Genomic DNA, 14,932 nt, shown 5'->3' with positions numbered 1-14,932 from the left:
AGCCGGTGAAGAACCGAAATAACGAGCCTGCGTCAACGAGCCGCCATATTCGGCTCACCCTCCTCCATGTCATGCGCTCCGGGTATCGTCTCCAGCGCGGAATCATGATGCAGCAGCAACACGGCCGCGACCCCGACCATGCCCGCCCCCGCGAGACACAGCAGACCCGCGCCGAAGCCACCGGTGCTGTCCTTGATCCAGCCCATCGCATAAGGACCGAAGAAGCCCGCGAGATTGCCGAGCGAGTTGATCGCGGCGATACCACCGGCCGCTGCCGCACCCGACAGGAACGAAGCCGGCAAGGTCCAGATCACCGGCAGACAGCCGAAGATACCGAAGCCCGCGATCGACAACGCGATCATCTTCTGCACCGGATTGTCCAGGCCAGCCGATGCCGCAATGCCGCCCGCCGCCACCATCAGCGCAATGGCGACATGCCAGCGGCGTTCGAGCTTCTTGTCCGAGTGCCGCCCCCACAGCACCATGCTCACCACACCCACCGCATACGGCAACGAGGTGACGAAGCCGGTCTGCAGGTTCGTCAGGCCGAACGACTTGACGATCTGCGGCAGGAAGAAGCTCAGGCCATAGTTGGTCGCATTGGCGCCGAAATAGATCAGCGCGATGGCCAGCACGCGCGGATTGAAGATCGCTTCCTTCACGCTGAACGCATGCACGGCTTCGCGATGCGCACGCTCATGCGCCTGACGATCGACGAGCCAGTCGCGCTCTTCCTTCGCGAGCCAGTGCGCATCCGAAGGCCTGTCCGTCAGATAGAAGTACACGACGAACGCGAGCAGCAATGCGGGAATAGCTTCGATCAGATAGAGCCATTGCCAGCCCTGCATGCCGCCGATGCCATCCATCTGCAGCAGCGCACCGGAGATGGGGCCGCCGATCACGGTGGAAAGCGGAATCGCCGCCATGAAATAGCCGACTACACGGCCGCGATACTTTGCCGGGAACCACAAGGTCAGCAGGAAGATGATGCCGGGGAAGAAGCCTGCTTCCGCGACGCCCAGCAGAATGCGCAAGCCGTAGAACACGTATGCGTTCGACAGTCCGGTCGCCTGCGCGATGTGCGGAATGTAGGCCATCAGTCCCGCGAGAATGCCCCACGTGAACATGATGCGCGCGATCCAGCGGCGCGCGCCGAATCGTTCGAGCAGCAGGTTGGACGGAACCTCGAAGAAGAAATAGGCGATGAAGAAAATGCCGGCGCCGAAACCGAACATGCTGGCGCTGAAGCCAAGCGCCTTGTTCATCTGCAACGCCGCAAAGCCGACGTTGACGCGGTCCAGATACGCAATGAAGTAACACAGGATCAGAAACGGCACGAGGCGAACCATCACGCGCTTCATGGTGCGAGCTTCAAGGTCCATCTATGTCTCCTCCGGATAGAAGAATCGGTAGATCGCGAGTATTTCAGGTACTTGCGGAGCCTACTCTTTAAGGAGGAGCTACAGCATTGGTGTTTAGCCTTGGTATCGGTTCCGAAGCGACACGTATCGCATTTTTCGATGCGCGCCAGCGAGGTGCACGCCGTCGCGCATATCCCAAACTTTGCGAAAAAATTGCGGGTGAGGCGAGTGAATCGCCCCATCGGATGAAGATTATGCGACCGGTAACACGCCGGCGTAGTCCGGCTCCGGTAAGCCTTGCACACCGGGGTTCAGGGCGAACACGCAGCCGTCGGACTCAGTGGCATTGGTTGCCGGACGGATCGTCGTCACGTAGAGCGTGGACAGATCGCTGCCGCCGAACGCGCACATCGAAGGTTTGCTGGCGGGCAACGGGATCTCGCGATCGAGCCTGCCTTGCGGCGTGAAACGCAACAGGCGCGCCGCATCGTTCGCGCAGGTCCAGTAGCAGCCGTCCGCATCGACCGCGGCGCCGTCGGGACGTCCCGCGTAATGATGCAGATCCGCGAAAATGCGTTTTGAATGCGGCATACCGGTGTCGGGGTCGAAGTCGAAGGCCCAGACGAGGCGCCGTTGCGGATGCGAGTCCGACAGATACATCGTCCTGCCATCGGGCGACCACGCAAGCCCGTTCTGCGTGAGCAAACCCTCGACCACGGGCGCGGACAGCACGCCCTTTTCATCGAAGCGATAGAGCGCGCCGGCGTCGCTCGCGAGCGACATGTCCTGCACCATCGTCCCCGCCCAGAACCGCCCTTGCCGGTCGCAACGACCGTCGTTGAAGCGCATGCCGGATGCGGGAAATGCGGGCGCGGCGAGCCTTTCAGCCTGCCCTTCGCTCGCATCGCCAAGCGTCACGCTGAACACGCCGGTTTCCATGCCAGCCAAGACGCGTCCCGCCGCATCGAATGCGAAGCATGCGACCTGTTCGGCGAACGCCCATTCCGTACGGCGCGCGCCGTCGATCTCCAGGCGCACGATGCGCCGCGCCGGAATATCGACCCAGTACAGCGCGTTTTCTTTCGCGCGCCAGACAGGGCATTCGCCGACCGTCGCGCGGCCGGCCGCGTCGATACGTTCCACGCGCACTGCTGGGCTCATTGCTTGCGCTCCATCGGCTCGCCGAGCACGAACGCGCCGCCCTGGAAGCGCTGCGCGGGGTCGTCGCGTTCGGCGGTAGGCGCGGTGACGGGAAAAAGTCCGCTGAACTGCGCGGAGCTGTCCTGCGGGTTGAAGCCCAGGAAGCCCGCCTTCGCGTTGTCCCACCACTTCACCGGGTTGTCCGACGCGCCATACACCACGGCATGGCCGACACGGTTGGTGAACAGCGAGCAGCGCACGAGTTCGATGAAATCGCGATAGCTCAGATACGTAACGAGCATGCGCGGATTCTTCGGCTCCTCGAATGACGAGCCGATCCGCAGGCACACGGTCTCGATGCCGAAGCGGTCGAAGTAATAGCGCGACAGCGACTCGCCGAAGCACTTGGTCACGCCGTACAGGCTGTCCGGACGTTGCGGCGAATCCGCGTCGAGTATTTCGGTGACGGGATGAAAGCCGATCGCATGATTCGAGCTCGCGAACACGATGCGCTTCACGCCAAAGCGGCGCGCCGCTTCATAGAGGTTGTACGTGCCGCGAATATTGGCTTCGATCAGATCGTCGAACGGCGCGTCGATGGAGATGCCGCCCAGATGCACGATCGCGTCGACGCCCTCGACGAGCTGCATCACCTTGTCGCGATCCGCGAGGTCGACGGCGCGCACTTCTTCGTGGCTCGCCGCATCGTCGAGCGGCGCGATGTCGGAAAGACGCACGACATCCGCCCATTGCGCGAGCGCGCCGCGCAACTGGCGGCCCAGATTGCCGGCCGCGCCGGTCAGAAGCAGGCGCTTGAACGGTTTGCCCGCTGCGGTTGGCTGGTTCATCGAGACTCCTATCGAATTCGTGGTAAGGCGTTGAAAGCAAAAAGGAAGAAAACGTTTTCGGGTGCGTGGCGAACAGCCTTGCGGGCCGTCAGTTGGCACTTTGCGTGCAGAATAATGCACGCAAAATGCATAACGAATTGTCATTGTTTCCCGAATTTCTGCGACAATCCGTTAACACCGCGAAAACGTTACCCTCCTGATGAAGAAAATTTCCCCGACTATTCGCGACGTCGCCGCCGCTGCGGGCGTATCGGTCGCGACCGTGTCCAAGTACATCAACGGCGCGCAGCGTTTCTCCGCGCCGGTGGAAGCGAAGCTCAAGGAAGCGATCGACACGCTCGGCTATCGCTCCAATCCGCTCGCGCGCTCGATGATCACCGGCAAGACGCGCACTATCGGACTCACGATCCTCGACATCAGCAACCCGCACTTCACCAATGTCGTGAAGGGCGCGAACCGCATTGCGCTGCGGCACGACTACACGCTGCTGCTCGTCGACATCGACGAGCAGCAGGCGCGCGAGCGGCCGCTCATCGAAGCCCTCGCGCAGCGCGTCGACGGTTTGCTCGTCAGCTCGCGCCTTCCCGACGAAAACGCGCAGTGGATGCTCGACCTCGACAAGCCCGTGGTGCTCTTGCGCAATGCGGAACTGCCCATTCCGAGCGTCGGCATCAACAGCCGCCTCGCCACCTACATGCTTGCGCGCCATCTGCTCGACCTCGGGCATCGGCGCATCGCTTACCTCGGTTTCGAGCACGCGCGCATCAACGACGAACGGATTCGCGGCGCCCGCGAGTGCCTCGCCGAAGCGGGCCTCGAACTCGACATCTACGAGGCGCACGCGCCCACCTCGCTCGCGGGCGAACAGGCCTGCTCGCGCGTCATGCTCGGACCGAAGCGGCCGCAGGCGGTGATCTGCTACAACGACCTGATCGCGCTCGGCTTCATGAAGGAGGCCGCGACGCTCGGCATCCGCGTGCCGCAGGATGTCTCGGTGACCGGCATCGACAACGTGCCTTATGGCGCGTACGCCGCGCCCGGCCTCACCACCGTCGACATCCAGAGCGAACACATGGGCGAACTGGCGATGCAGAAGCTCATCGACGCCCTCGCCGGTCATCCCGACCCCGGCAACTCCATGTTCGAGCCGCGCCTGATCGTGCGCGAATCGACTGCTTCGGTTGCATGACGCGCGCCGCACCGCCTGCATGTTGCGAGTGCTGGCGGCGCGGCGCATGACGATATGACTTCTTTCAGGTTGAAGCGAATTACGCTTCGAGCTTCGCCGGCGCCATCTTCGGCGTCAGCATGTGCATGATCGCGAAGGCGATGAGGTACGCCGATGCGCCGATCGCGAACAGCACCCAGTAGTGACCCGTGCGTTGCAGCACCTGGCCGATCACTTCCGAGAACAGCACGCCGCCGATCGAGCCCGCCATGCCGCCGATGCCGACCACCGCGCCCACCGCACGGCGCGGGAACAGGTCCGAGGCCGTCGTGAACAGGTTTGCCGACCAGCCCTGATGCGCCGCGGCCGCAAGACCGACGATCGCCACCGCGACCCACAGGTTCTCCGCTTGCGAGACGAACGCGATCGGCAACACGGCGCATGCGCAGATCAGCATCGCGGTCTTGCGTGCAGCATTCACCGTCCAGCCCGCACGCAGCAGCGCCGAGGAAACCCAGCCGCCGCCGATGCTGCCAATGGTGGTGATCGCATAGATCACGACGAGCGGCAGACCGATGTGCTGCATGTCCATGCCACGCGATTCGTTGAGCCACTTCGGCAGCCAGAACAGATAGAACCACCACACCGGGTCCGTCAGAAACTTGCCGACGATGAACGCCCAGGTCTCGCGCTTCTTGATGAGCACCTTGAAGCCCGGCGCGCCTGCTTTCGCGTTGGCTGCATCGACGGCCTTGGTTTCGTCGCCTTCGTCGGCGAGTTCGTCGTCATGCGCCCTGCCGTCCGGTTCGCGATACATCACGAACCACACGGCCAGCCACACGATGCCGATCGCACCGACCAGCACGAACGCCGAGCGCCAGCCGAAGGCCACGGCAAGCGCCGGAATGATCGCAGGAGCGAAGACCGCGCCGATGTTCGCGCCGGAATTAAAAATGCCGGTCGCGAGTGCGCGCTCGCGGCGCGGGAACCATTCAGCCGTGGTCTTGATCGCCGCCGGGAAGTTGCCGCCCTCGCCGATGCCGAGCAGCGCGCGCACCATCGCGAAGCCCATCACGGAACCGACGGCCGCGTGCAGCATCGCGGCGATGCTCCATATGAACATCGCGAGCGCGTAGGATATGCGCGAGCCGAGCCAGTCGACGATACGCCCGAAACACAGCAGACCGATGGCGTAGAACGCCGAGAACGCGATCACGATGCGGCCGTACTGCACCTGTGTCCAGCCGATGTCGTGCTGCAGCATCGGAGCGAGCAGACCGAGGATCTGCCGGTCCATATAGTTAATGACCGTGGCGAAGAAAAGCAGCGCGCACACGGTCCAGCGATAACGGCTGGCAGTTCGCACGACGCCGGCAACGACAGTGTTCATGAAAGTCTCCGGGACGCGGCGGCGCTCGTCGTGCCGCGTTCTTGTTGCGTGAACGGCGACGAGCGCCGTGGGCTTGGGCGATACGGATCGGTCGAACCGCTTGCCGGCCTGATTTATGGAAAACGTTTTTCGAAGAATAGTGGGTTTGATGGATTTTCACCATCCTGGTGTTTGCCCTAGTTTGGCTGAAACATCACGCCATTGGTTGGCTTTCGAAGCCACGGCCCCATCCATAGCGACATGCACCTCTGAGTTAATCGTTTTCTAGATATTTTCCGAAAAGGCGCGCAACGCCTGGCTCTCCGTTGTGTTCCAGGGCGCATCTGCGTTTTGCGTTCTGCATGCAAGCTGGCGTTTTGAATTCCGCATTACGAATGCAAAAACGCCGCCCGCCTTCGAGCCGCGAGGCGGCGCCTGTATGATCGAACCCCAACGAACAACAATCAAAACCGCCTTCCATGCCAGCTCGCCTGACGGGGTTCCTCTATCTGCTCGTCACCGCCACCGGCTGGGCGCTTAACTGGCCCGCCATGAAAGTCCTGCTGCGAGAGTGGCCGCCGCTCTTCTCACGCGGCGTCGCCGGCATCGCGGCTGCCGTGCTGCTCGGCGTCATCGCGCGCATTGCCGGCGAGGAAACTCGCGTTCCCCGCGCGCTCGTGCCCCGCCTGCTGCTCGCGTCCGCGATCAATGTGTTCGCGTGGATGGGCTTCTCGACGCTGTCGATGAAATGGCTCTCGGTCAGCGAAGGTGCGCTGCTCGTCTACACCATGCCCATCTGGGCGATGCTGCTCGCCTGGCCCATCGCAAAACGCAAGCCTTCGCTGGCCGGGTTCAGCGCGCTCGCGCTCGGCCTCGCGGGCGTCGTCGTGCTGCTCGCGGCGCATGGTTTCTCGTTCGATAGCGGCAAGATGGCCGGCATCGGCTTCGCGCTAGGGGCAGCGGTGCTGTTCGCGCTCGGCACGGTCATCACTCACGGCCCGATGCCTGTTCCGCCGATCACGCTGGTCGCGTGGCAAGTCGGCATCGGCTGCGCGCCGATGATCGTGCTGGGTCTTCTCCTCGAACATCCGCGCTGGTCCGCGCTCGGCCCCGACGGCTGGGCGGTGCTCATCTACATGAGCCTCGTGCCGATGGCGGTCTGCTATCTCGCGTGGTTCGCGACGCTGCGGCGCCTGCCCGCCGATGTCGCGTCCATCGGCATGCTCCTCGTGCCGATCATGGGCATCGTCGCGGCGGCCCTCTCGCTCGGCGAGCCGCTCGGCGCGCGTGAAGGCATCGCGATGGCGCTGACGCTCACGGGCGTCGCGCTGGCCATGCGGCAGCGCAAATAGCGCATTCAATACGCAAAAAGGGCCAGCACGTAAGCAAACAGCAAGCGAAAAATTAAAGATGCACCGAATCTATGCCGTTAAGGGGCACTTCAACTCTTAAACGCACAGTCATTCCCCATGCTTCGTAATGCCCTGGCCCGAATGAACGTCGGGACCAAATTCGCCGTGCTCGCCTGCACGCTCACGGCCGTTGTCGTTGCCTTCTTCACCATTGCAGTCACCGAGCGGGCGGGAGAACAGGTCGACGCCCATGCTCTCGCCCGTGTCGAGAGCGAGAATCGTTCGATCACGACGATGATCGGCCTGTTCGACGAATCCGTGAGCGGCGAGGTCTCGCGCTTCATGACGATCTTCGCGCATCGTCTGCCCTCCACGTTCACGCTCGATGAGACGCGCACCGTGGATATCGGCGGCAAAGCCACGCCGACCTTTCTCGCGGGCGACAGGCCGCTCAACAACGACTTCTCGATCCCCGACGCCTTTCTCGAGGAAAGCGGCGCGATCGCCACGATCTTCGCCCGCACCGGCGACGACTTCGTGCGCGTCACCACCTCGCTCAAGAAGCAGGACGGCGCGCGCGCGATCGGCACGCTGCTCGACCGCAAAGGCCCCGCGTATGCGCCGATGATGTCGGGCAAGTCGTACATCGGCATTGCGGCGCTCTTCGGCAAGCAGTACATCACCGAGTACAAGCCGGTCACCGATGCATCGGGCCGCGTGATCGGCGCGCTGTTCGTGGGTGTCGACGTGAGTGCGGAATTCGCTGCGTTGCAGGACACGATTGCGAAGCTCGCGATCGGCAAGAGCGGTTATCACTTCGTCGTCGATGCATCGACGGGTGCGAATCGCGGCAAACTGCTGGTGCATCCAGGAGCCGCGGGCGAGATGGCAGATGAACGCGTCGCGCCTTTCAAGCGGATGCTCGAATCGCACGAAGGCAAGCTCGTGTTCGATGGCGCCGACATCGCGGGCGCGGACGCGCGCGTGCACGGCGGCACGAAGGAAATCGTCTATATGACGGTGCCGCAGTGGCAATGGATGATCGGCGGCATCGCCTACCGCGACGAGTTGCTCGCGGACGTGCAGCAAAGCCGCAATGCGTTTCTCGCGCTCGGCCTGGTTGTCGTCGTGCTGCTGGTCGTGGCGCTGCTCTATGCCGTGTCGAGGCTCGTCAGCCGCCCCATCGACGACGTGACGCGCGCCTCGGAACGCATCGCGGCGGGCGATCTGACCGTGCGCATCGACAGCACGCGCGGGGACGACATCGGCCGCCTGATGCGCGCGATCGATGGCATTGCGCGCGGGCTTGCGGGCATCGTCGCGCAAGTGCGCACGGCATCGGCCGACATGAACGAAGGCACCGCGCGCATCGCCTCGGGCAGCAGCGATATCGCGACGCGCATCGCTACGCAGGCGGCGAGCGTCGAGGAAACGGCGGCCAGCATGGAAGAGATCACCTCGACCGTGCAGCAGAATGCGGCCAATACCGCGCAGGCGGGCACGCTGGTCGCATCGGCATCGGAAGCGGCGCGCGCGGGCGGCCATGCGGTCGGGCGCGTGGTCGAGACTATGAGCGAGATCGACGCATCGGCGCGTCGCATTGCGGACATCACCGCAACCATCGAGGGCATTGCGTTCCAGACCAACATCCTCGCGTTGAACGCCGCCGTCGAGGCCGCGCGCGCGGGCGAGCACGGAAAGGGCTTCGCGGTCGTGGCATCGGAAGTGCGCGCGCTCGCGCAACGCAGCGCGGGCGCGGTGAAGGAGATCGAGGCGCTGATCGCCGAATCCGCCGAGAGGGTCTCGCACGGCTACAAGATAGCCGAGGATGCGAGCAGCACGATGAGCGGCATCGTGGAGCGTGTTGCGCGCGTGAACGCGATCGTCGACGAGATCGGCGTCGCGTCGCGCGAGCAGGCTGCGGGCATCGATCAGGTCAACAGCGCGGTCATGCTGATCGGCGAAGCGACGCAGCAGAACGCGGCGCTCGTCGGTGAAGCGGAGCACTCCACGGCCGAGCTGCGCGATCAGGCCGAGCGGCTCGCGCAGGCCGTCAGCATGTTCCGCGTTTGAGTACGCTTGGCGTCATAGCGGTTCCAGCGGATGTGGAGCGTCATCGTACGCGCCCCAGACGGACTGATCGAAGTTGATCATCGAACCCGTCATCAGGCCCGACTCCGCGCTCGCGAGATAAGCCACCGCGCGCGCGGCTTCGTTGGTGTTGATGAGCCGCCCGAACGGCTGCGCGGCAGCAGCGCGTTCGAGCCAGCCATCTTCCGCGCCATGATGCGTGCGCTGAATGCGGTCCTCGCCTTCGCTCGCCATCCAGCCGAGATTGAGGCCATTCACGCGGATGCGGTTGCGTAACAGCGCATACGCGGTGTTCTGAGTAAGCGTCGCGAGCGCGCCCTTCGACGCGCAATACGCGGCGATGAACGGCTGGCCCGCCATCGCCGACATCGAGCAGATGTTGACGATCGCGCCTTCGGTCTGCTCGCGCTTCATGACGCGGATCGTCTCCTGCATCAGGAAGAACGGCGCGCGCACATTGGTTGCGAACATGCGGTCGAAGAGCTCGGGGTCGGTGTCGAGGATCGTGCCGCGATCCGTCGTCGCGGCTGCATTGACGAGCACGTCGATACGTCCGAACTGCTCGTCCGTCGCCGCGATGACCGCGCGGCAGTCTTCCACGCGCGACAGATCCGCCGCGATGAAGCGCACCTGCGCCCCGCTCGCCTCGGCCAGCTCGCGCGCCTTGTGTTCGCCCTTCTCCTTCGAGCGCGCGCAAATCACGATGCCCGCCGCGCCACGCTCCGCGAAGAGCGCCGCCACCGCCGCGCCCAGACCTTGCGCGCCGCCGGTCACCACCGTTACCTTGCCTTCGAGACTCATCGAGCTTCTCCCGTTGCTTTGCGCCTGCCGTCAGAGCAGAGCCTTGAGCTTGATCGTTGCATCGCCCAGCAATTCGGCCGCCGGCGACAGTCCGCGTTCGACGAGCATGCGCGCGAGCTTCATGTCCTTCGCGATCACGCTGGCCGGCCCGAAGCCGCTTGCGCCGACGAGTCGTCCGCCCGCATCGAAATGAAAGTCGATGGAACCCGTGTCCGCGAGCAGGCGCCTGACGCTGCGCTCGCCGAGCGCCGGTTCGCCGGCAACCTGAAGTTGATGATCGTACTGATCGGACCAGAACCAGGGCGCTTCGTCGGATACCGCATCGCCGCCCAGCATATTGCGCGCGGCCACACGTGCCTGGTTCTCGGCGTTCTGCCAGGTTTCCTGACGAATCGGCAGGCCGCTGAACCGGCTCGGATGGATCGCGACATCGCCCGCCGCGAAGATGCATGGCGCGGACGTTTCCAGCCCCGCATGCACGACGATGCCGCGATTGACGGCAAGACCCGCATCGCGTGCGAGTTCGTCCGCAGGCTCGATGCCGATGCCGACGATCACGACGTCGGCTGTCATCGTGTTGCCATCGGAAAGCGATATCGCGAGCAATCGATCCGCCGCGCGTTCGATCGCAAGCGGTGCAACGCCCAGGCGCACGGTGACGCCGTTACGTTCATGCAGTTGCTGCACGCGCTCCGCGAGCACGGCGGGCACCGCGCGCCCCAGCAAGCGCGCCGCGCCCTCCACGACGCACACCTCGCAGCCCCGCTTGCGCGCCGACGCGGCCACTTCGAGTCCGATGAATCCGCCGCCCACGATCAGCACACGCGCATCCGCAACGAGCCGCCGCGCAATGCACGCGGCGTCGTCGAGCGTGCGCAATGTGCATACGCCATCGAGATCCGCACCGGGTATCGACAGGCGCCGGGCATGCCCCCCCGTGGCCAGCAGCAACGCTTCGTATTGGATACGCCGTCCATCTTTCAAACGCACCACGCGCGTATCCGGCTCGATCGCCTCGACCTGCGCAATGACATGCTCGACGCGTTCCGTCTGCCACGCCTCCGCCGGGCGCAGCTGACAATGCAACGCTTCGCGCTCGCCAGTCAGCAACTGCTTCGACAACGGCGGACGTTCATAAGGAAGATGCGACTCCGCGCCGATCATCACGATGCGGCCCTGCCAGCCGAACTCGCGCAGCGCGAGCGCCGCGCGGCCGCCGACATGTCCCGCGCCCGCGATCACCATCGCGCGTTCGCCTTCGTGAGCGGTCATGGCGTCATACCTCGATGAAGATACGTCCGCCTGCGACTTTCGCGGGGTACGTCCTGAGCTTTTCGCAAACCGGCGCGCAGAGCGGCCGGCCGTCGCGGATGTCGAAGCGGCCATTGTGCTTCGGGCATTCGATCACGTAGTCCATCACGAGGCCGTCGCTCAGATGAACGTGTTCATGCGTGCACAGGCCATCGCTTGCGTACACGGCGTCGTTCACGCGGTAGATCGCGAAGGTTTGGCCATCGTGATCGAAGCGCATCACGTCTTCGTCGTCGATATCGTCCATCGCGGCTGCATCGATCCATTGCGTCATGACCAGTCGTCTCCCTGATGTTTATGTGCGTTCATGCGTGCGTCGCGGCAGGCACGGGCCGCTCGACGTGATACGACGGATCGCGCGACTGCCGCACGAGCGTCGGGATGATCTCGGCGTAGGCCGCGATGCTGCTCGCATACGGCGGCGGCATGTCGTGCTTCACCATGTCGTGCAGACGCGGCAGAGCGTGATATGGAACCATCGGGAACATGTGATGTTCCACGTGATAGTTCATGTTCAGATACAGGAAGCGGAACACCGGATTCATCTTCACAGTGCGGCAGTTCTTGCGATGATCGAGCACGTTCTCGGGCATGCCCGCGTGCTGCGTCAGGCCGAAGTAGAGATAAAGCCACGCGCCGTAGAGGCTCGGCAAGCCGATATACAGCAGCGGCAAGATCGAATGAAAGACCAAGCATGCGCCGATGACGAAGACATAGATGGCGACGTGGATGCGCGCTTCGAGAATCACCTTCGGCCACTCGGACTCGGGAACGTAGGTCTTTTCTTCAGCGCCGATATCGCCGAGCAACGCGGCCGAAAGCATCTTCGGCGCTTCGCCCGCGACGTGCTTCAGCGCGAACACGTTCAGTGCGAGGCTCAACCAGTCCGTCGGCAAGGGCGTGGCGATTTCGCGATCGCGACCCACGACGAGCGTGTCGGTGTGATGGCGCGCGTGACTCCAGCGCCAGATGGTCGGGCGGCGAAAGACCTGGAACGACGCAACCTGATAGAGCGCCTTGTTCATCCACGACGTCTTGAACGCCGTACCGTGCCCGCTCTCGTGCCAGCGCGAATCCGCCGGGCTGCAATAGAGCGTGCCGTAAAGAAAGAAAGCAGGAATCGCCCACAGCGAATGCCCCTGCCAGGCGAACCATGCAAGCACGCCGCTCGCAATGATCGCCGCGTACCAGAGCAGCGTGTCGCGAATCGCGCGCGCGTCGCTGCGCTGCATAAGGCCCTTCATCACGGGACGAGGCACCGCGCACTTGTACCACTCCGCGCTCACGAGACCCGCCGCTTTCGCGCGTTCGCCCGCGCCGCCGATCAACTGGTAGTCGCGATGCCGATTGCGTGCATCGGCGCTCTGGAACTGCTCAGATTCCATCATGTCACCTCATCCGATGATTGGAAAACATCATTCGTCATTGTTGGATTGATGATAGGAGCAGCCCAAAGGCGGCGCAATATTCTCGCGCATTTGCTATCTTTAAGCATCATCGCGCGTTTCCAAAACCCATCATTTCCATCAAACGATGAGCAAACGCCCTACCCTACAAACCGTCGCCGAGGCGGCCGGCGTCAGTCCCGCCACCGTGGATCGCGTGTTCAACGGTCGCATCAGCGTGCGCGAGGGCACGGCGTTGCGCGTAATCGAGGCGGCCGAGCGCATCGGTTATCACGGGGCCGGACTGATGCGCGAGCGCCTGCGCGCGCAGCGTGGCGAGCGGCGTGAGCGGCACACGCTGGGCTTCTGTCTGCAAAAGCGCGCCGACCCGTTCTATCAGACCTTTGCGCGCATCCTCACGGACGCGGCCGCGCGTCACGAGCCTGAGCATTGCACCGCTGTCATCGAATACATGGACGAGCTCGATCCCGCTTCCATCGCCCGCACGCTGCTCATGCTCGGCGAACAGGCCGATGCCCTCGGCGTGGTAGCGGTCGATCATCCGCATGTGACCGCGGCGATCGAAACGCTGCACGGTCAGGGCAAGCCCACGGTCACGCTCCTCTCCGATCTCAGCGCGCCCTTGCGCGCGGGCTATATCGGCGTCGATCCGCGCAAGAGCGGGCGCACGGCGGCATGGGCCGTGAGCAGACTGACCCATCGCGACGAAGGCACGGTCGGCGTGTTCGTCGGCACGCCTCGCTATCTCGGCCAGGAAAGTTGCGAGATCAGCTTTCGTTCATATCTGCGCGAGCATGCACCAGGATTGCGCGTGCTCGACACGCAAATCAATCTCGAGGACAAGCAACTCGCGTATGAAGCGACGCTCGCCATGCTCGCGCGTCATGCGGATCTCGCCGGGCTCTACATTCCCGGCGGCGGCGTGGGCGGGGTAATCCGCGCGCTGCGCGAGGAAGGCGCGGGACGGCGGATCGTGACCGTATGCAGCGATCTCATGCCTGATCGCTACGAAGCGCTCGTCGAAGGCGTGATCGATCTCGTCATCGACACGCCGCTTCAGCGCATCGCGGAGACCGCGATCCAGGCGATGCTGCGGGCACTGCAGGCGCTGCCCGGCGAGTCCGCACTGGCGAGCCAGTATCCGCTTCCCGCGCCGCTCTATACACCCGAGAACGTCTGAACAAGCCTCACGATCTTCTAATTTTTCGCGTCTAGTCTCGTGAACGTAGTCCAACCGTTCAAGGAGAACGATCGTGAAGAAGATCCTGGCATTGATGTGCGCGTTCGCTTTCATGGCCCCCATGCTTTCATTTGCACAAGCCGTACCGCTGACGCGCACCGAATCGGCGCAGCCGGCCGCGCAAGCGAACCACGATGGCGTTTCCCATCAGCCCGACGCCTATCGTCCCCAGACGAACCTGGATCATATGGATCGGGATTACGGAGCGAGCACGGACAGCGTCGTGCAAAGCGGATGGGCCACGCAACCGTCCCCGCAAGCGCTCGGGCAATCCCTCTTCGTCCATCATTAATGGAAGATTTCGCATGAAGCCTTCGATCGTTGTCCGAACAGCGCGCGGCGAAAATAGCGATTCGGAAGAGGACAACGATCGATGGCATCGCAATTGCTCAAGGACTCGGGCAGCAAGCACGCGCAAGAAAGTTTCGGCAAGGACTCTGTTCCCTCACGGAGGCGAACTTTTTTCATCTCACCCGTGTCAGACCGCGTTCGATATGAAAAATGTGCTGCATCACAAGGGAAATATTTGCATCTTGAAACTGTTTGTCACGATTCAGCGCCTAAGATATCCCTGTCGTGTGTCTGAGCGCACGGAGCCCGCTACACCGCGTCCGGACCATATTGTTCACAGCAATACCGCTGCAATGCGGCTGTCGTGAGCAAGTTTCGTGTTTTGAATCGCATCGCCGGGATACACGGGTGTCACGCTTCGTTTTTTTGGATGGCTAACATGCAACCCACGCAGACGGCTTCTTCGACTAATTGCGCCGAATCTGCGTTTTCGCATTGCCTCGCCTATCATTCGAGCTGGGAGACCGGCGTTCGCATGAATGCGTGACGCCAGG

At 63.4% G+C, this 14,932-nt stretch carries 13 protein-coding genes; 5 read left to right on the top strand and 8 right to left on the bottom strand.

Features of this window, described 5'->3' with window-relative positions; translation table 11 throughout:
- Positions 1–32: 32 nt before the first annotated feature.
- From AWB79_RS04865 to AWB79_RS04855, 3 genes are all read right to left on the bottom strand, one after another.
- On the bottom strand, positions 33–1,382 hold the full coding sequence (locus tag AWB79_RS04865; RefSeq protein ID WP_061166246.1) for an MFS transporter: 1,350 nt from the start codon (positions 1,380–1,382) through the stop codon (positions 33–35).
- A 231-nt stretch (positions 1,383–1,613) separates the two neighbouring features.
- Positions 1,614–2,522 carry an SMP-30/gluconolactonase/LRE family protein gene (locus AWB79_RS04860; protein WP_061166245.1) on the bottom strand — a complete coding sequence of 303 codons (909 nt, stop codon included), beginning with the start codon at positions 2,520–2,522 and terminating at the stop codon, positions 1,614–1,616.
- Positions 2,519–3,349, bottom strand: a complete 831-nt coding sequence (locus AWB79_RS04855; protein WP_061166244.1) for an NAD-dependent epimerase/dehydratase family protein — start codon at positions 3,347–3,349, stop codon at positions 2,519–2,521. The genes AWB79_RS04860 and AWB79_RS04855 overlap by 4 nt, the downstream gene beginning before the upstream one ends.
- Before the next feature lie 199 nt (positions 3,350–3,548).
- On the opposite strand from AWB79_RS04855, the gene AWB79_RS04850 reads away from it, so the two are divergent.
- Positions 3,549–4,538 carry a LacI family DNA-binding transcriptional regulator gene (locus AWB79_RS04850; protein WP_061166243.1) on the top strand — a complete coding sequence of 330 codons (990 nt, stop codon included), beginning with the start codon at positions 3,549–3,551 and terminating at the stop codon, positions 4,536–4,538.
- A 79-nt stretch (positions 4,539–4,617) separates the two neighbouring features.
- On the opposite strand, the gene AWB79_RS04845 is transcribed toward AWB79_RS04850, so the two are convergent.
- A complete protein-coding gene (locus tag AWB79_RS04845; RefSeq protein WP_061166242.1) occupies positions 4,618–5,907 on the bottom strand; it encodes an MFS transporter in 1,290 nt (429 codons plus the stop codon).
- 458 nt (positions 5,908–6,365) lie between these two features.
- Between AWB79_RS04845 and AWB79_RS04840 the strand changes: the two genes are divergently transcribed.
- Positions 6,366–7,238: a DMT family transporter gene (locus AWB79_RS04840; protein WP_061166241.1), complete on the top strand. Its 873-nt coding sequence runs from the start codon at positions 6,366–6,368 to the stop codon at positions 7,236–7,238.
- A gap of 117 nt (positions 7,239–7,355) precedes the next feature.
- Positions 7,356–9,311 carry a methyl-accepting chemotaxis protein gene (locus AWB79_RS04835; RefSeq protein ID WP_061166240.1) on the top strand — a complete coding sequence of 652 codons (1,956 nt, stop codon included), beginning with the start codon at positions 7,356–7,358 and terminating at the stop codon, positions 9,309–9,311.
- A 12-nt stretch (positions 9,312–9,323) separates the two neighbouring features.
- On the opposite strand, the gene AWB79_RS04830 is transcribed toward AWB79_RS04835, so the two are convergent.
- From AWB79_RS04830 to AWB79_RS04815, 4 genes are read right to left on the bottom strand one after another with little or no spacing between them, the layout of a single operon-like run.
- Positions 9,324–10,130 carry an SDR family oxidoreductase gene (locus tag AWB79_RS04830; protein WP_061166239.1) on the bottom strand — a complete coding sequence of 269 codons (807 nt, stop codon included), beginning with the start codon at positions 10,128–10,130 and terminating at the stop codon, positions 9,324–9,326.
- Between the two features lie 30 nt (positions 10,131–10,160).
- Complete coding sequence (locus AWB79_RS04825; RefSeq protein ID WP_061166238.1) at positions 10,161–11,402, bottom strand: NAD(P)/FAD-dependent oxidoreductase; 1,242 nt, start codon at positions 11,400–11,402, stop codon at positions 10,161–10,163.
- Positions 11,403–11,406: 4 nt separating this feature from the next.
- Positions 11,407–11,715, bottom strand: coding sequence for a non-heme iron oxygenase ferredoxin subunit (locus tag AWB79_RS04820; protein ID WP_061166237.1), 309 nt, complete (start codon positions 11,713–11,715; stop codon positions 11,407–11,409).
- A gap of 31 nt (positions 11,716–11,746) precedes the next feature.
- On the bottom strand, positions 11,747–12,829 hold the full coding sequence (locus AWB79_RS04815; protein WP_061166236.1) for a fatty acid desaturase family protein: 1,083 nt from the start codon (positions 12,827–12,829) through the stop codon (positions 11,747–11,749).
- 145 nt (positions 12,830–12,974) lie between these two features.
- Here AWB79_RS04815 and AWB79_RS04810 point away from each other — a divergent pair, with 145 nt between their 5' ends.
- Together AWB79_RS04810 and AWB79_RS04805 are read left to right on the top strand one after the other, a co-directional pair.
- Positions 12,975–14,027, top strand: a complete 1,053-nt coding sequence (locus AWB79_RS04810; protein WP_061166235.1) for a LacI family DNA-binding transcriptional regulator — start codon at positions 12,975–12,977, stop codon at positions 14,025–14,027.
- A gap of 73 nt (positions 14,028–14,100) precedes the next feature.
- Positions 14,101–14,379 (top strand): hypothetical protein, encoded by a 279-nt coding sequence (locus AWB79_RS04805; protein ID WP_061166234.1) that lies wholly within the window; start codon positions 14,101–14,103, stop codon positions 14,377–14,379.
- Positions 14,380–14,932: the final 553 nt, after the last annotated feature.

It is taken from the genome of Caballeronia hypogeia, from assembly GCF_001544875.2.
Classification (GTDB): Bacteria; Pseudomonadota; Gammaproteobacteria; order Burkholderiales; family Burkholderiaceae; genus Caballeronia; species Caballeronia hypogeia.
This window is presented reverse-complemented; position numbering and strand designations above follow the sequence as displayed.